Raw genomic sequence first — 18,254 nt, 5'->3', positions numbered from 1 at the left:
TATGCTAAACTAGAGAAGATGAGGTGAAGACATGAAAGACTATCAATATCCATTAGATTTAGATTGGACGACGGAGGAAATGGTGATTGTCACAAATATGTGGACAGCAGTTGAGCAAGCCAACGAAACAGGCTTACCTGTTGACAAATTTTTAACAACTTATCAACAATTTAAAACGGTCGTTAAAAGTATCGGCGAAGAAAAACGCTTAGGTCGTGAATTTGAAAATGCTTCAGGATATTCGTTATATCGTACGCTTCAACAAGCTAAAAAACAGGGAAGCGGTAAATTAAAGCTGGGGGATGATTAGATGACTGAAACGCAAAAATTTGTTCAAACAATTCAAAGTTGGCTTTTTGAAGCAGCCGATGTGATTCGAATGAACTTGGAATCAGAGTTAACCGTTCAACAGAAAAATGGCCGCACCGATTTAGTGACAAATATGGATGAACAAACCCAAGAATTTTTAATGAATAAAATTCAAACAAATTTTCCCGAAGATCAAATTTTAGGGGAAGAAAAAGGCTACAATACTTTAAAAAGTTTTGCTGGTCGCGTGTGGATCATCGATCCGATTGATGGCACAATGAATTTCGTGATGGAAAGAGAAAATTTTTGTATTATGTTAGCTGTTTATGAAGACGGCATTGGTAAATTAGGTTTTATCTATGATGTGATGCGAGAAGAACTTTATTGGGGCGGCAAAGGGCTTGGCGTTTATCGGAATAATCAATTATTAAAAGCGCCTACTATGAAAGCCTTGGCAGATGGATTATGGGGCATGAATGCTTACATGCATGGAAAAAATATTCATCACGCAACGGAAATCGGACAAGCAAGTATGGGCGTGCGTATTAGCGGTTGTGCAGGTTTGGAAATTATTGCCATGTTAAAAGGCAACCATCATGGCTATTTATCTAATCTAAGTCCTTGGGATTATGCAGCAGGCTTAGTACTTTTGGAAGAATTTGGGTTTAAATACTCTGGTATTACAGGAAAACCATTAACTTTTGCGGGTCGTGAATACTTTATTGCAGCAACTCCTGAAACCTATGATGAAGTATTTACCCGGTATTTAAATGAATCGGAATAATCAAAGAAGAGCGTTGCTGAAAGGTAAGGCTCTTCCTCTTTTAAAAGAGAAAGATTTGTAAAAAAATGTCCTTGTTTTCAGAAAAAGCCGAATAATTTCTAAAACTTTCATTATTTTTGCAGGCGAAAGCCTTTTTTTAATGAAAAAAGTTTGCTATAATAAGCAGTCGGCTTTTATGGACTTAAGTAACATAAGCGTATATAGATAAGGAGCAATTAAATTGAAATACAGAGATGATATTCGTAACGTGGCAATTATCGCCCACGTTGACCATGGTAAAACAACCTTAGTAGATGAACTTTTAAAACAATCTGACACTTTAGATGGACACACACAATTACAAGAACGTGCAATGGATTCCAATGCACTTGAAAGTGAACGTGGAATTACTATCTTAGCAAAAAATACAGCCGTAGATTATAACGGTACACGTATCAACATTCTAGATACACCAGGACACGCGGACTTCGGTGGTGAAGTAGAACGTATCATGAAAATGGTAGACGGTGTTGTTTTAGTTGTCGATGCGTATGAAGGAACAATGCCTCAAACACGTTTCGTATTGAAAAAAGCATTAGAACAAAAAGTAACACCAATCGTGGTTGTTAACAAAATTGACAAACCTTCTGCTCGTCCTGAACACGTAGTAGATGAAGTTTTAGAGTTATTCATCGAATTAGGCGCAGACGACGATCAATTAGATTTCCCAGTTGTTTATGCTTCTGCTTTAAACGGAACTTCAAGTGAATCAGATGATCCAGCAGATCAAGAGCCAACAATGGCCCCAATTTTTGATAAAATTATTGAACATGTGCCAGCTCCAGTTGATAATTCAGACGAACCACTTCAATTCCAAGTCTCATTACTAGACTACAACGATTACGTTGGACGTATTGGGATTGGCCGTGTGTTCCGTGGCACAATGAAAGTCGGCGACCAAGTTGCGTTGATGAAATTAGATGGCAGCGTGAAAAATTTCCGTGTAACGAAAATTTTAGGTTTCTTTGGCCTACAACGTGTGGAAATTGATGAAGCAAAAGCGGGCGATTTAATTGCCGTTTCTGGAATGGAAGACATTTTCGTTGGGGAAACAGTTGTAGATGTTCACAATCAAGAAGCATTACCAATTCTACACATTGATGAGCCAACCTTACAAATGACTTTCTTAGTTAACAATTCTCCATTTGCGGGACGTGAAGGAAAATACATCACCGCTCGTAAAATCGAAGAACGTTTAATGGCTGAATTACAAACAGACGTATCTTTACGTGTTGATCCAATTGGCCCAGATTCTTGGACTGTATCAGGCCGTGGCGAATTGCATTTATCAATTTTAATTGAAAACATGCGTCGTGAAGGCTATGAATTACAAGTTTCTCGTCCAGAAGTTATTGAACGTGAAATTGATGGGGTTAAATGTGAACCATTTGAACGTGTTCAAATTGACACACCTGAAGAATACATGGGTAGCGTGATTGAATCCCTAAGTTTACGTAAAGGCGAAATGCAAGATATGATTAATGCCGGTAACGGACAAATGCGTTTAATCTTCTTAGCACCAGCTCGTGGCTTAATTGGTTATTCAACAGAATTCTTATCAATGACTCGTGGTTATGGTATTATGAACCACACCTTCGATCAATACTTACCAATGATTCAAGGAACGATTGGTGGCCGTCATCAAGGTGCACTAGTTTCAATCGATACTGGTAAAGCAACGACTTACTCAATCATGAGTATTGAAGAACGTGGTACAGTTTTCGTTGAACCAACGACAGAAGTTTACGAAGGAATGATTGTTGGGGAAAACAACCGCGACAACGATTTAACTGTGAACATCACAAAAGCTAAACAAATGACTAACGTTCGTTCGGCAACGAAAGACCAAACATCAGTCATCAAAAAACCGAAAAAATTAACGTTAGAAGAATCATTAGAATTCTTGAATGAAGATGAATACTGTGAAGTAACACCAGAAAGCATCCGTTTAAGAAAACAAATTCTTAACAAAAACGAACGCGAAAAAGCAAGCAAGAAAAAGAAAAAAGCTGAATAATTTTTCGACAAATAAACATTTAAACCAACTATGCTCGTTTTACTACGAAAATAGTTGGTTTTTTTTATGAAAAAAACGGATTAATGCGTTTTTTTAAGATAAGGATATTTTTTATGTGTGGATAACTACTCGTTATCCACAACAAGCAAATGTCGTTATTTTTGAAAGCTTTTGATAGCAAGCTTTCACAATTTTTCATTCTTTTTGATGTTTCACGTTAATTGGTGTTTCACGATTGTGTCTTGTTTTAACACACCTTGTTCCTGTTAGATTAGCGTGTTAAAATGACGTGTAGAACAAAGATTGGAGCGCAATAAATGAGTGCATTACAAGAATTATTAAAAGATACATTTGGCTATGATGATTTTCGGCCAGGACAAGAAACGATTATTCGTCATGTATTGCGACAAGAAAATGTCTTAGGCATTATGCCAACAGGTGGAGGCAAATCGATTTGTTATCAGTTGCCAGCCTTACTTCTGGATAATTTAACATTGGTGATTTCACCATTAATTTCTTTAATGAAAGATCAAGTAGATGCCCTGAATTTAATGGGGATTCCAGCTACATATATCAATAGTACCATTTCCTATCAAGAAATGAATCATCGTATTCAATTAGCGGTTAACAAAGAAGTCAAGCTATTGTATGTTGCGCCAGAGCGATTAGAATCTTATGATTTTCAACAGATGCTGACACATGTACCGATTGATTTATTGGCAGTAGATGAGGCACACTGTATTTCACAATGGGGGCATGATTTTCGTCCAAGCTATTTGCGTTTAGCAGAGATTATCGATCAATTTCAACAGCAACCAACTGTGATTGCACTAACAGCAACAGCAACGCCACAAGTAGCGGAGGATATTGTCAAGCAATTAAGAATTCCATCAGAAAATGAAATCAAAACAGGATTCGCTCGAGAAAATTTATCTTTTCAAGTCGTGAAAGATCAAAATAGAGACGTTTTTCTTTTGGAATATTTAAAGATGAATACTGGACAATCAGGTATTATTTATGCAAGCACGCGGAAGGAAGTTGAACGAATTTATCATTTATTAGAAAGTAAAAAAATTGCAGCTGGGATGTATCATGGGGGCATGAGTGAACAGTTACGTAGTGAAAATCAAGAAGCGTTCTTGTATGATCAAGTGCAAGTGATGGTAGCAACAAATGCCTTTGGTATGGGGATTAATAAGAGTAATGTTCGTTTTGTCATTCACGCACAAGTACCAGGAAATATTGAATCTTATTACCAAGAAGCGGGCCGAGCTGGTCGTGACGGTCTGCCTAGTGATGCTGTGTTAATGTTTGCTCCACAAGACTTGCAAATTCAACAATACTTTATTGAACAATCTGAAATGACCATTGATTATAAGCAGAAAGAGTACTTGAAATTACGGGAAATGTCACAATATGCGAATGCACAAATGTGTTTACAAAAATATATTTTACGCTATTTTGGTGAAGAAGGGACGGACTGCGGTCGCTGCTCGAATTGTCTGGATAATCGAGAATTAGTCGATATTACGGTCGATGCCCAAAAAGTCTTGTCTTGTGTAAAACGTATGGGAGAACGTTTCGGTAAGGGCTTAGTTGGTAAAGTCTTGACTGGTTCAAAAGATCAAAAAATTGATCAATGGCATTTTGATCGTTTGCCAACATACGGACTAATGAAAGGTCGCACGCAAAAAGAAGTCACACAGCTGATTGATTATTTGACAGCAGAACGTTATTTAATTCCTTCTGATGGGCAATTTCCGTTGTTATCAGTCTCGACAGAAGGTGTTCAGGTGCTTTTAGGGGAACGGAAAGTCTTCCGAAAAGAAGACCAAAAAGTTCGAAAAGTAGCAGTGGATGATGCCTTGTTTGAGCGATTGCGCGAATTACGTATGGACATGGCTCAAGAGGCAGGCGTGCCGCCATATGTAGTCTTTTCCGATAGTACACTTAAAGAAATGTGTGAAAAATTACCGCAAACAACGATTCAATTATTGCAAATAAAAGGGGTCGGCCAAAATAAATTAGATAAATATGGCACCGCCTTTTTAGAAGTAATTAAAGAATATCAAGAGACAAAAAAATGATATAGTTTGTTATTTTATTTAAAATTAAAAGCAGAAAATAAGAAAAAAGTCTTTTAATGTATTTGTTGTTGTATTGATAAAATAAGCTTGTTATATAAAGAGATTTCTTACTTAATATATCGCTTGGTTTTAGAAAATTTCTTAAAGGAAATTTTCTGAAATCATCATGTATCTAACTGAGAATTATGTTATAATTATTTAATTAAGATAGGGAGGTTCTGTACAAATGGACGAAGGAATTTCAAAGAAATTTGCCATTCAATTATTAGAAGACGATGCAGAACGCATTAAAATGCTTATTCGTAATCAAAAAAACAGTTTGTGCATTTCTCAATGTAAAGCATTTGAAGAAGTGGTGGATACACAAATGTATGGTTTTTCAAGACAAGTGACCTATGCGACCCGTTTGGGGATTTTAACTAATGATGAAGGACATCGCTTACTAAGTGATTTAGAACGCGAATTGAATCAATTATATACAGATGTTTATGAAGAAACACAAGAAAAAAACGAGATTGGCAAGGAGGGTTAAGCTTTGCCAAACAAAGTAAAGAAACGGCATTTGCTAGACTATAGTATTTTTATTCCATATTTAATTTTAAGTATCGTGGGATTGATTATGGTATATAGTTCCACATCCGCATTACAAGTAATGAAAGGTTTTTCACCTACGTCATTCGTTATTAACCAGGTTGCCTTTTGGGTAGTAGGGTTAGTTGCAATGTTTTTTATTTATAAGATGAAAACATCCGTTTTCCAGAATCGAAGTTTTATCATGTTTGCCATTGCAGTAATTACGGTTATGGTTTTAGCCGTTCGGATTCCTGGTATCGGGAAAGAAATTAACGGCGCACGTGGTTGGATTGAGATTGGTGGGTTTTCGATGCAACCAGCTGAGTATTTAAAAATCATGGTTGTCTGGTATCTGTCTTATATTTTAGCACGGCGACAAAAGACAATTAATGGAGGCATGGATCAATTTAAACAAGCTGCCGGGCGCCCGTTGATGCTCGTTTTTGTATTAATTGCTCTAGTTGCAATCCAGCCTGACTTCGGGAATGCGGCCATTCTAACATTAATTACCATCGTGATGGTTTTAGCAAGTGGGATTAATTATATGTATACCTACTTGGTCGGTGGCTTGGGCATTTTAGGTAGTATCACGGCTATTCAGTTATTAATTATGTCTAAAGGAAAAATTTTCCCAGCGCGTTATCAATATATTTATAATCGTTTTGCTGTTTTTAAAAATCCATTTTTAGATGAACGGAACTTAGGCCATCAGTTAGCTAATTCTTATTATGCAATCAGTAATGGCGGCTGGTTTGGCAAAGGTCTAGGGAATAGTGTTCAGAAAAAAGGCTTTTTACCAGAAGCACATACGGACTTTATCTTTGCGATTACTTTAGAAGAGTTAGGCATTATCGGCGGTCTAGCGATTTTAGGATTGTTGATGTTTATGATTGCGCGAATTATTTTAGTCGGTGTACGCTCGAAGAAACCTTTTAATTCACTAATGTGTATTGGAATTGGTACAATGTTATTAATTCAAGTCTTTATTAATGTTGGTGGGATTACTGGGATTATTCCATTAACAGGAATTACTTTCCCGTTCTTGAGTCAAGGTGGGAATAGTTTGCTGATTATTTCGATTGCTGTGGCCTTTGTCCTGAATATCAGTGCAGATGAAACACGTCAGAAATTAGAAAATGAGTACTATTTATCTTTAGAACAGAACCAATAAATTTGAAGGAAATTGATGGTAGGAGTGACGTTATGAAAAAGGTATTAGTTGCCAATCGTGGCGAAATTGCGATTCGAATTTTTAGAGCTTGTACAGAATTAGATATCCAGACAGTAGCGATTTATGCTGCAGAAGATGAGTATTCTGTTCATCGTTTCAAAGCAGATGAAGCGTATTTAGTTGGTAAAGGGAAAAAACCAATTGAAGCCTATTTAGACATTGAAAATATTATCCAAATTGCCAAAAAATCGGGAGCAGATGCCATTCATCCTGGTTATGGCTTTTTATCAGAGAACTTACGCTTCGCCGAACGTTGTGAAGAAGAAGGAATCATTTTTGTTGGACCTAAAACACATCATTTAGATATTTTTGGCGATAAAATTAAAGCGAAAGAAGCAGCTGTAGCTGCGGGGATTGCTTCGATTCCAGGCTCAGACGGGCCAGTAGCAACGGTGGAAGAGGTCGTAGCTTTTGGTGAAACGCATGGCTTTCCTATCATGATTAAAGCTGCTTTAGGTGGCGGCGGTCGCGGGATGCGGGTTGCCCACGATGCCAAAGAAGCACGAGAAGGTTACGAGAGAGCCAAAAGTGAAGCGAAAGCAGCCTTTGGTTCTGACGAGGTTTATGTTGAAAAGTATATTTCTAATCCTAAACATATCGAAGTACAAATTTTAGGCGATCATCATGGGAATGTCTTGCATTTATTTGAACGTGATTGTTCCGTTCAACGGCGCCACCAAAAAGTGGTAGAAGTCGCACCATGTGTATCAATGAATGAAGAACAACGAGCAGCCATTTGTTCGGCTGCTGTGCAGTTAATGGCGCATGTCGGCTACGTGAATGCGGGAACGGTTGAGTTTTTAGTAGAAGGGGATCAGTTTTATTTTATTGAAGTGAATCCTCGTGTTCAGGTAGAACATACTATCACAGAAATGATTACAGATATTGATATTGTGATCTCTCAATTACAAATTGCGCAAGGGCTTGATTTGCATAAAGATATGCATTTGCCAAAACAAAACGAATTGACATTAAAAGGCGCGGCTATTCAATGTCGGATTACGACTGAAGATCCCCTGAACCAATTTATGCCAGATACAGGGAAAATTGATACGTATCGTTCACCAGGTGGTTTTGGTGTGCGTTTAGATGTAGGAAATGCTTATTCTGGCTACGCTGTGACGCCTTACTTTGATTCTTTATTGGTTAAAGTCTGTACGCATGGTTTCTCTTTTGAACAGGCAATCAGTAAAATGCAACGCTGCTTAAAAGAATTTCGGATTCGTGGCGTGAAAACAAATATTCCGTTTTTACAAAATGTTGTGAGCTATCCAGCGTTTCAATCTGGCGAAGCCAAAACAACCTTTATTGATAATACACCTGAATTATTTGAATTTCCTCGTATGCGCGATCGTGGCAATAAAACGATGAAATACATTGGAGAAGTAACGGTCAATGGGTTCCCTGGCATTGAACGAACGGAGAAAAAATATTTTGAAGCCCCGCGCGTGCCGACAGATATTGAAGTTCCAGAAAAAGTGATCACAGCTAAAAATATTCTAGACGCTCAAGGAGCAACCGCCGTCATCGATTGGGTTAAGAATCAAGAAAGTGTGTTAATGACAGATACCACGTTCCGTGATGCGCACCAAAGTTTATTAGCTACTCGTGTGAGAACACAAGATTTTAAAGCAATTGCTGGTCTAACTGATGCAGCCCTGCCTGAGCTGTTTTCTAGTGAAATGTGGGGTGGCGCTACGTTCGATGTTGCCTATCGCTTCTTAACCGAAGACCCATGGCAACGTTTAAGAAAAATTCGTCAGTTGATGCCAAACACACTTTTACAAATGCTGTTCAGAGGATCTAATGCGGTAGGCTATCAAAATTATCCTGATAATGTTATTGAAGAATTTATTAAAGAATCCGCTCGCCAAGGAGTCGATGTTTTCCGAATTTTTGATAGCTTAAACTGGATTCCTCAAATGGAAAAAAGTATTCAAGTCGTTCGGGATACCGGAAAAATTGCGGAAGCAGCAATTTGTTATACTGGGGACATCAATGATCCAGCCCGAGCAAAATATAATGTTCAATATTACCTTGATATGGCTAAAGAATTGGAAAATTTAGGTGCACAAATCATTGCGATTAAAGATATGGCTGGCTTATTGAAACCACAAGCTGCTTATCGTTTAATTAGTGAATTAAAGGCAGCCACGGATTTACCAATTCATCTCCACACTCACGACACTAGTGGCAATGGGATCATCACATATTCAGCAGCTACTAAAGCGGGCGTTGATATTGTTGACGTCGCAATGAGTGCGATGAGTGGCGCAACTAGCCAGCCAAGTATGAACAGTCTATATTATGCTTTAGTCAATGGTGAACGGACGCCAACTATTAACATTGATAATGCACAGAAAATCAATCATTATTGGGAAGATGTGCGCATGTATTATCAACCATTTGAAAATGGGTTAAATGCCCCGCAAACAGAAGTCTATATGCATGAAATGCCTGGTGGGCAATACTCTAATCTACAGCAGCAAGCAAAAGCGGTAGGCTTAGGGCACCGTTGGGATGAAATCAAAAAAATATATCACACAGTGAATTTGATGTTTGGCGATATTGTAAAAGTGACGCCATCTTCAAAAGTCGTGGGAGACATGGCACTCTTCATGGTTCAAAATAATCTGACAGAACAAGATGTTTATGCGCGTGGTGAAGAACTAAGTTTTCCTGAATCAGTTGTGACTTTTTTCCAAGGTGATTTAGGTCAACCAGTTGGTGGGTTCCCGAAAGAGCTCCAACGAATTATTCTAAAAGGTCGACCAGCCTTCACAGAGCGGCCAGGTGACTTAGCAGCACCTGTTGATTTTGCGAAAGTACAAGAAGAATTAGCCGAAAAAATTGGGTATCAACCTAAATTGGAAGAAGTTTTAAGTTATTTAATGTATCCACAAGTATTTTTAGAGTATCGTCAAAAATACGAAACCTTTGGAGATATAACCTTATTAGATACGCCAACATTCTTTAATGGTATTCGTCAAGGAGAGACATTGGAAGTTCAAATTGAACGAGGAAAAACGTTAATTATTCGTTTAGATGAAATTGGCGAACCTGATATTGACGGAAACCGTGTCTTGTTCTTCAATTTGAATGGGCAACGTCGTGAGGTTTTAGTTAAAGATGCCTCTATTAAGTCAGCTGTTCAAGTTAAACAAAAGGCGGAACCAACTAATAAAGAACAAATCGGCGCAACGATGTCTGGTTCTGTTCTACAAGTATTGGTCAAACGTGGCGATAAAGTAGAAAAAGGTCAGCCGTTGCTGATTACAGAAGCCATGAAAATGGAAACGACTATCGAAGCACGTTTTGCGGGCACGGTAGATCACATTTATGTTGAAGAAGGCGAAGCAATCAGCTCAGGTGATTTGTTATTAGAAGTGAAAGAAAAATAAGATGAGAGGGGAAAAAATGAAGCGATTTTGGGCCTTTACTGCTGTTTTTTTAACAGTTCTACTCATCGGATATTTAGAGCCAGTTTTTTTCCCTGCTGAAAAACCAACCGAAACAGCTCAAAGTGGGCGCTTATCCAGCGCTCACACCGCTGTTCCTCATGAAGAATTGCCAGCTTCTGGCTACGCAGCATACATAGGGAAAGATGTGGAAACCTTTATCCGCCAGTTTGGCAATCCTAAAGAAAAAATTAAAACAGGTCGTACGTATGAATTATGGACGTTCGGTTTGACGATGAATGATTACTTAGAAGTCAACGTTCGAGAAAATAAAGTCATCGCAATTAAGGCCTTTAACAATGACAAAATGATAGAACCGTTTAAAATAGATATGAAGCTTGCTGACTTGTCTGATTTAATGACGATTTATTCGAATTTTGCATTTAATTTTCATCATGAAGCTTACGATGTCGAGCTGATGGAAGAAGATATGAACTATCGACCACTGGTTGCTTTTGATAATGGCAGTTTTGCGGTGTTATTTTTTAATCAGCGGACGGGCGGTTTAATGGCAGTTAATTATGTCAATAAAGAAACGTTGCTCACGGAAATGCCGTATCAATTAAATGAAGGTTCTCCTTTGCCAGTTGATATAACGCAGTCAATGACCTTCGATCCTGTTCAAAGTAACCAAGCGATTTATGTCATGAATCTGGTTAAACAGCAAGAAAATCAAGCTGCTTTTTCAGTTTCTACACAAAGCCAAAAAGATGCCCAAACATTGTATCAAACGCTGGCTAATCATACACCAACAATTTTGTCGGCAAATCGACAAGCAGAATTGTTACAAACGAGAGAGGAACATACAGCCATCCATCCCTTTCAGTTGACTAAGGACGAATTTTCTTTATTAGTTAAAACGAGCAAACTTTCGTTGAGAGAACCAGCAGGTATTTTCCAAGAACCTGTTTATGATAGTACCTTTACTATTTTGTCATGGTTTTCGGACCCGCAATATGATAGCTATTTTGCTGAGTCAGAAACGACAGAATTGGGCGTTGCCTTTTCCAATGAAGGTGTGTTAGTCTTATTAGAGAAACGACCAGAAAATAGGCAAATCACGGAGAGTAGTGAAAAGTTATGATTGTAACAGAACATTTATTTGCAATTGAAGATCAAACAGAATGTTTAATTTCAGCACTTTTAGAAAGTGATGCTGTTCAAAACTATAAAGAAACAAAAAAAGCTATGTATGCTTCGGCGGAAGTTGCTCAGTTACAAAAAGCATTTTTAGAAGCTAAGTCAGCCTTTGAACGAGTAGAGGCTTATGGAATTCATGCACCCGATTTTCGGGAGAAACAGCGAGCCCTACGTAAAGCGAAGCGGGCGCTTGATTTAAATGAAATCGTTGCAAATTATCGTTTTGCTGAGACAAACGTTCAAACGTTGCTAGATACAATTGGTTTAAAGATTGCGCAACTAATTTCTGAAGATATTAAAGTAGATGCTGGAAATCCTTTCTTTGAACGAGGAAAGAAACATTCAGGTTGTGGAGGAAGCTGCCATGCAAGCTAAAGAAGAAAAAGAATTTACGCTTCAAGAGCGTCGTTGCCTAATTGTTTGGGTATACACATTAAAACCGTTAAAACAGTTACGCCGATATGGACTGATTCACTATGTTTCACGAAAAATGAAATATGTGGTGATTTACATGAATGAAGAAAATATTGAAAGTAACATGGAAAAAATTAATCAGTTACATTTTGTTCGTAGTGTCGATAAATCGTATCGACCAGATGTCGAAATGAATTTTGCTGAAAAAATTGGTACCAAAGCGGCTTATCAAGAACAAGAAGACGACGGCTATGTAGTAGAGGAATTATCTACAGAGATTCGCTTAGCAGAGAATGTCTAATGCAAAAGAGTGAGAAATGTTATGAGAAATTTCAAACATTTTTCACTCTTTTTGTTATAATGAATTATAAAAGAATGATTGATAAAGGAGTCGAAACAATGCGTGTTATTTCTGGAGAATATGGTGGCCGGCGCCTGAAAGCGTTAGATGGCGACAATACTAGGCCCACAACAGATAAAGTAAAAGAATCTATTTTTAATATGATTGGTCCATATTTCGAAGGTGGAATGGCGCTGGATTTATATTCAGGAAGTGGCGGGTTAGCGATTGAAGCCGTTTCTCGTGGAATGGACAAAAGTATTTGTATTGAAAAGAATTTTGCTGCACTAAAAGTAATTAAAGAAAATATTGGGATTACAAAAGAACCAGAAAAATTTGAAGTTAGAAAAATGGATGCTAATCGTGCCTTAGAACAGTTTTATGAAGAGAAGCTACAATTTGATTTGGTCTTATTGGATCCGCCCTATGCCAAACAAGAAATTGTTTCACAATTAGAAAAGATGTTAGAACGGCAGTTATTAACAAACGAAGCCGTTATCGTTTGTGAAACAGATAAAACTGTCAAATTACCGGAAACGATTGGTACACTAGAAAAAACAAGAGAAACCGTTTACGGAATCACTCAAGTAACGATTTATCGTCAGGAGGCGTAAGATGCGTAAAATTGCTCTATTTCCCGGAAGTTTTGATCCGATGACAAATGGTCATTTAAATTTGATTGAACGCAGTGCGAAGTTATTTGACGAAGTCATCATTGGCGTTTTTATAAATACAAGTAAGCAAACATTATTTACGCCAGAAGAGAAAAAATATTTAATTGAAGAAGCAACTAAAGAAATGCCAAATGTGCGTGTTATCATGCAAGAAACCCAGTTAACTGTGGAAAGTGCAAAATCATTAGGGGCTAATTTTTTGATTCGTGGCATTAGAAACGTCAAAGACTACGAGTACGAGAAAGACATTGCTAAAATGAATCAACATCTGGCGCCAGAAATTGAAACGGTTTTTCTATTAGCAGAAGAACCATATGCACATGTAAGCTCCAGTTTACTAAAAGAAGTTTTACGTTTTGGAGGCGATGTGTCTGACTATCTTCCTCCCAATATTTATCATGCGTTAAAACAAAAGAAGAATGACTGGAGCTAAAATAATGAATAAAAAAACAGAAAAATTTTCGTTTAAATCACTCATTCCAATGGTATTGGCATTGCTGCTAATTGGTTTGTTTATCGTCCCAATTCCTTATTATATTGAAGGACCAGGAACGACAGAAAATTTAAAAGAGTTTGTAACTGTTGATGGAAAAAAAGATACGCAGTCAGGTGCTTTTTATTTAACAACGGTGGGCATTCGTTCGGCCACTATTTTTTCTGCCATAAAAGCAAACTTTTCGGATTTTCAAGAAGTCATGTCCAAAAAAGAATTAATGGGAGATAGTAGTAATAGCGAATATAATCGAATTCAACAATACTATATGGATTCCTCAAAAAACGCCGCAATTGAGCAAGCCTTAAAATTAGCGAAGGTTCCATATGAGATGAAATTTAAAGGCGTCTATGTGTTAGCGATGGAAGACAACTCAAGTTTTAAAGGAAAAATTGAAGTTGGCGATACCGTGACAGGCGTGGATGGTAAATCTTTTAAAAGCAGTGAAGAATTAATGAATTACATTAAAGCACAAAAAGTGAATCAAAAAGTCACTGTTCAATTTATTCAAGATGGCAAAACAAAAGAAGCGACCGGCAAATTAATTGAATTGCCAACAGATAAAAAAGCGGGGATTGGTATTGGTTTGACTGATCATACAGAAATTGATTCTTCTATCCCAGTATCTATTGAAGCGGGTGATATTGGTGGGCCATCGGCTGGTTTAATGTTTACTTTGCAGACCTATGAACAATTAAGTCATAAAGATTTACGTAAAGGTCATGAAATTGCTGGAACAGGTACGATGAACAGTCAAGGAATCGTTGGTAGAATCGGTGGCATTGACAAAAAAGTTGTAACTGCCAGTGAGAACGGCGCAGAAATTTTCTTTGCACCCGATGATGAAATAACTTCAGAAATGAAAAAAGTTGAACCGAAAATCAAATCGAATTATCAAGAAGCACAAGAAGCTGCGAAAAAAATTGGGACAAAAATGAAAATTGTCCCAGTAAAAACGGTTCAAGATGCCTTGAACTATCTAGAGAAATTAAAATAAAAGTACGCCTGGACCAAAAATTACTAGTGAGTTTTGGTCCAGGCGCATTTTTTTGTTAAAAAATGCGTAATTATATTTTGAAGGGAGGACAAACGATGGATTGGTTGAAACAGTTACCCAAAAAATGGCTATTGCTAGGTAGTGGCGCGTCTATAGTTATTTTGATAACTCTATTAGTGGGCATTTATTTGATGGTTAATAAGGAGGCACAAGTAGACACCACAATGTGGGAGGAGACAAGTTTGACCACTACGGCAGAGGTCGCCACAGATGCTACAAAAGAAAGGGCAGAAACAATGATCTATGTTGATATTAAAGGCGCAGTGAAAGTACCAGGAATCTATCAACTAAAAAATCAGCAGCGGATTTGGGATGCTTTAGCTTTAGCTGGAGGTGTGAGCGAGGAAGCTGATACTACCCAGGTCAATTACGCTCAAAAAGTAAAAGATCAAATGATTATTTACGTGCCCAAAAAAGGAGAATCAGTGCCACAGTCATTAGAAACGCTGCAGGAATCAGCACCTGCTCAGCAAAATCAGGAGGAAAAAATCAACCTTAATACGGCAACAGAAGCAGAGCTACAAACGATTTCAGGAATCGGTGCGAAAAAAGCACAAGAGATTATTCGCTTTCGTGACGAACAAGGACCGTTTAAAACCGTCGAGGAACTGAAAAATGTTCCAGGTATTGGAGAGAAAACAGTAGAACGTTTAAAAGACATGTTGACAGTGACTGGCTAACTTTTAACAGAAAATTCCTGAGAATTCTTGACTATGGGATGCGGATAACATACTATTTGTAATAAGATTAAATGATTTGGCAAATCGAACACAGGAGTCATTAAAAATAAAGGAGGTTTATTATGGAACGAATTCCATGGGACCAATATTTTATGGGACAAAGCGTCTTATTATCATTAAGAAGTACTTGCACACGGTTAACTGTCGGAGCAACCATTGTTCGCGACAAACGAATTATTGCAGGAGGTTACAATGGTTCAGTCAGTGGCGGAACGCATTGTATTGATGAAGGATGCTATGTTGTTGATAATCATTGCGTTCGAACAATCCACGCAGAAATGAATGCAATTTTACAATGTGCGAAGTTTGGCGTCCCTACAGAAGGGGCAGAAATTTATGTGACACATTTCCCTTGCCTGCAATGTACAAAGATGATTTTACAAGCAGGGATTAAAAAGATTTATTATTTAAAGGATTACCGTAATGATGCGTACGCCCTAAATTTAATTGAACAAGTAGGAGCCACGGTTGAAAAAGTGACTTTAGTACCAAAATATTTTGCCGAATTACAATGGGGAGAAGAATTTGCCACACTTGAGGACAATCTTTCCTCAGCTGAGGAATAATTGGTTCTTCATAGCTCTGCTGACTAGTTGTGGGCTGTGGTGTTTTTTCGCACCTAGTCTATTAGGAGCTCTTCTTCTTTCTATCACTGTTATCCGTATTGTCTGTACAAAAAGTTTTCCTGTTATATTGGGAGGTTTTTTGTGCAGTTTTTTAATAGTAGGGGGCATATTGATTTTCCAGTGGTTAAAGCCAGTCTCTTTGTTGCCTAAAGAAGTTCGCTTGTCAGGACAGCTAACGATATTACCAGATGAAATACAAGTCGATGGTGATCAAGTAAAATTTCCTGCCAATTGGATCGTAAAAGGCAAAAGGCAGAAAGTGATGGCATTTTATCAATTAAAAAGTGTGAAAGAAAAACAGCAATGGCAACAACTAACCACAACCATTCAGGCAACCGCTGTAGGTATTTTAGACTCGCCCCAAGGTCAAACCAACAAAAATGGCTTCAATTATCAACTATTTTTAAAGAATCAAGGAATCGAAGCTATTTTATTCATTGAGGAGATAGGACAACCGCGTTCCTTTTTTTCTTGGCGGTTTAAAGAAATCATTAGCGGCTGGCGGAAATGGGCGATGGTACATATTCAGAAAAATTTTGCTGATACTAGTGCAATGTATATGAATGCGTTGCTCTTAGGTTTTCGTAATGAAGAATTTGCTGAAATAAGCGATAAATTTTCAGCATTAGGTATTTTGCATCTTTTTAGTTTGTCAGGGATGCATGTTTCTTTTTTCCTTCGTTTATTTCGCTTGCTAATGCTAAGAATTGCTCGCCGAACGCAAGAAAGTTATTTTTTGTGGCAATGCAGTTTTTCACTGATATATGCTGGTTTAACAGGATTCTCAGTTAGTGTCATGCGGGCGCTTTTACAAACAAACCTCAATACGTTCAATCGACGGTTTAATTGGCAGGTTCCGGCTCTCGATTGTTGGAGTTTAACTCTCTTAGTGCACTTGATTGTTCAGCCAACCCTCTTTTTTTCAGTCGGCGGTCAATTTAGTTATTTACTTTCCTTTGTTCTGCTGTTTTTAGAGCAAACATTGGTTGGTTATTCTTCGCCTTTCATTAAAAATTGTTTAGGCTCTTTCCTATTGGCTGTGGCTTCCTTACCTATTTTAGTCCAATCATTTTATGAATGGCCCTTGTTAGGAAGTTTCTTAACATTTCTCTTGTTACCAATTTTTGAACGGTTCTTGTTACCGCTTTTGACGTTGAGCTTTTTTCTAGTGATTATTATGCCAGCACGTTATTTAGCAGCCTTGCTCGAACCACTATTTTTAACAATGAATGGCTTATTTGAGTGGGTGCTAGTTCACTTAAATCCGAAGCTGACCATCGGCTATTTAAATTCTTGGATACAAATTAGTTTGTTATTACTAATCGGACTTTCAATGATTTATTTAGCAGACAAGTCTAAAAAAATTCTTTTCTCAATCGGACTACTAATTGTTTTGATAAATAGTAAATACCTTTCGCCAATTGGCATTGTTGCAATGATCGATGTAGGCCAAGGGGATAGTTTGTTTATCCAAGCGCCTTTTCACAGAAAAAATACACTGATCGATACAGGTGGTCGGTTGTCTTTTGACAAAGAAGCTTGGCGGCAACGGAAAAATAGTCGATCAGGAGCGGAATATTCAGTGATTCCTTTTCTCAAAAGTCAAGGAGTCAAACGTTTAGATGAAGTGATCATCACACACGCACATGAAGACCATTTTGGCGATTTATTAGCCATTGCGCAGAAGGTTCCAATTTCTGTTCTTTATTTCCCTAAAGGAGCAGCTGAAGCCAATTTTTCGTTTCGCCAAGTCTTGAAACAACTCCAAAAAAGCGGAACAGACTGTCGGCCAATTTTAGCGCCCAAGCGAATTAATGGGCCCATTTCTTTTCAAATTTTATCGCCAAATAAGAGCAGTATTGGGGGCAATAATGACTCGATAGTGTTTTCCACACAATTAGGCGGACGGCATTTTTTATTTACTGGTGACTTGGAAGCCGAAGGAGAAGAACAAGTGTTGGCTCGCTATCCCCAGTTGAAAATCGACATCTTGAAAGTCGGTCATCATGGTAGTAAAACGTCGTCTACTAAAAGATTTATCAAACAGCTTAATCCGCGAGAAGCATTGATTTCAGCTGGACTGAATAATCGTTTTAAACATCCTCATCAGGAGACATTAGCGACGCTGGAGGAGCAAAAAATAAATTATTATCGGACCGATCTTCAAGGAATGATTTATTATCAATGGTTACCTTGGCAAGGGCTTTCTAAAGCCAAATTTGTTAAAGAACAAGACTAGTATTTCCAGAAGTAACATGATAGGATAAACAAG

Annotated in this window: 16 protein-coding genes; all 16 read left to right on the top strand. The window is 37.8% G+C overall.

Annotated features, from left to right (window positions below; genetic code table 11):
- Window positions 1-31: 31 nt before the first annotated feature.
- The 16 genes from IGK82_RS09555 (at window position 32) to IGK82_RS09480 (ending at window position 18,221) form a co-directional block, all read left to right on the top strand.
- On the top strand, window positions 32-310 hold the full coding sequence (locus IGK82_RS09555) for a UPF0223 family protein (RefSeq protein WP_002356679.1): 279 nt from the start codon (window positions 32-34) through the stop codon (window positions 308-310).
- Complete coding sequence (locus tag IGK82_RS09550) at window positions 311-1,093, top strand: inositol monophosphatase family protein (RefSeq protein ID WP_002379684.1); 783 nt, start codon at window positions 311-313, stop codon at window positions 1,091-1,093.
- Window positions 1,094-1,313: 220 nt separating this feature from the next.
- Window positions 1,314-3,149, top strand: coding sequence for a translational GTPase TypA (gene typA / locus IGK82_RS09545; protein WP_002356682.1), 1,836 nt, complete (start codon window positions 1,314-1,316; stop codon window positions 3,147-3,149).
- A gap of 317 nt (window positions 3,150-3,466) precedes the next feature.
- The gene (gene recQ / locus IGK82_RS09540; protein ID WP_002356683.1) at window positions 3,467-5,236 is read left to right on the top strand and encodes a DNA helicase RecQ; all 1,770 of its coding nucleotides are present in this window, start codon (window positions 3,467-3,469) and stop codon (window positions 5,234-5,236) included.
- 226 nt (window positions 5,237-5,462) lie between these two features.
- The gene (locus IGK82_RS09535; protein WP_002356684.1) at window positions 5,463-5,768 is read left to right on the top strand and encodes a YlaN family protein; all 306 of its coding nucleotides are present in this window, start codon (window positions 5,463-5,465) and stop codon (window positions 5,766-5,768) included.
- Window positions 5,769-5,771: 3 nt separating this feature from the next.
- On the top strand, window positions 5,772-6,980 hold the full coding sequence (locus IGK82_RS09530; RefSeq protein ID WP_002356686.1) for an FtsW/RodA/SpoVE family cell cycle protein: 1,209 nt from the start codon (window positions 5,772-5,774) through the stop codon (window positions 6,978-6,980).
- 32 nt (window positions 6,981-7,012) lie between these two features.
- On the top strand, window positions 7,013-10,441 hold the full coding sequence (locus IGK82_RS09525) for a pyruvate carboxylase (protein WP_025193359.1): 3,429 nt from the start codon (window positions 7,013-7,015) through the stop codon (window positions 10,439-10,441).
- Between the two features lie 16 nt (window positions 10,442-10,457).
- Window positions 10,458-11,582: a CAP-associated domain-containing protein gene (locus IGK82_RS09520; RefSeq protein WP_002356688.1), complete on the top strand. Its 1,125-nt coding sequence runs from the start codon at window positions 10,458-10,460 to the stop codon at window positions 11,580-11,582.
- Window positions 11,579-12,013: a YlbF family regulator gene (locus IGK82_RS09515; RefSeq protein WP_002356689.1), complete on the top strand. Its 435-nt coding sequence runs from the start codon at window positions 11,579-11,581 to the stop codon at window positions 12,011-12,013. Before IGK82_RS09520 ends, IGK82_RS09515 begins: the two co-directional genes overlap by 4 nt.
- Window positions 12,003-12,353: a YlbG family protein gene (locus tag IGK82_RS09510; RefSeq protein ID WP_002359714.1), complete on the top strand. Its 351-nt coding sequence runs from the start codon at window positions 12,003-12,005 to the stop codon at window positions 12,351-12,353. Before IGK82_RS09515 ends, IGK82_RS09510 begins: the two co-directional genes overlap by 11 nt.
- Before the next feature lie 59 nt (window positions 12,354-12,412).
- The gene (rsmD, locus tag IGK82_RS09505; protein WP_073339922.1) at window positions 12,413-13,006 is read left to right on the top strand and encodes a 16S rRNA (guanine(966)-N(2))-methyltransferase RsmD; all 594 of its coding nucleotides are present in this window, start codon (window positions 12,413-12,415) and stop codon (window positions 13,004-13,006) included.
- 1 nt (window position 13,007) lies between these two features.
- Window positions 13,008-13,499: a pantetheine-phosphate adenylyltransferase gene (coaD, locus tag IGK82_RS09500; protein ID WP_002356693.1), complete on the top strand. Its 492-nt coding sequence runs from the start codon at window positions 13,008-13,010 to the stop codon at window positions 13,497-13,499.
- On the top strand, window positions 13,486-14,556 hold the full coding sequence (locus IGK82_RS09495; protein ID WP_002394720.1) for a SepM family pheromone-processing serine protease: 1,071 nt from the start codon (window positions 13,486-13,488) through the stop codon (window positions 14,554-14,556). Before coaD ends, IGK82_RS09495 begins: the two co-directional genes overlap by 14 nt.
- 62 nt (window positions 14,557-14,618) lie before the next feature.
- A complete protein-coding gene (locus IGK82_RS09490; protein ID WP_002415710.1) occupies window positions 14,619-15,296 on the top strand; it encodes a helix-hairpin-helix domain-containing protein in 678 nt (225 codons plus the stop codon).
- Between the two features lie 122 nt (window positions 15,297-15,418).
- Window positions 15,419-15,922 carry a ComE operon protein 2 gene (locus IGK82_RS09485; RefSeq protein WP_002378554.1) on the top strand — a complete coding sequence of 168 codons (504 nt, stop codon included), beginning with the start codon at window positions 15,419-15,421 and terminating at the stop codon, window positions 15,920-15,922.
- Between the two features lie 34 nt (window positions 15,923-15,956).
- Window positions 15,957-18,221 (top strand): DNA internalization-related competence protein ComEC/Rec2, encoded by a 2,265-nt coding sequence (locus IGK82_RS09480; RefSeq protein WP_185066741.1) that lies wholly within the window; start codon window positions 15,957-15,959, stop codon window positions 18,219-18,221.
- The last annotated feature ends 33 nt before the right edge of the window (window positions 18,222-18,254 follow it).

This window comes from Enterococcus sp. AZ197 (assembly GCF_050556405.1).
GTDB classification, from domain to species: domain Bacteria; phylum Bacillota; class Bacilli; order Lactobacillales; family Enterococcaceae; genus Enterococcus; species Enterococcus faecalis.
The sequence above is the reverse complement of the archived record's forward strand: the minus strand, read 5'-3'. Positions and strand labels throughout refer to the sequence as shown.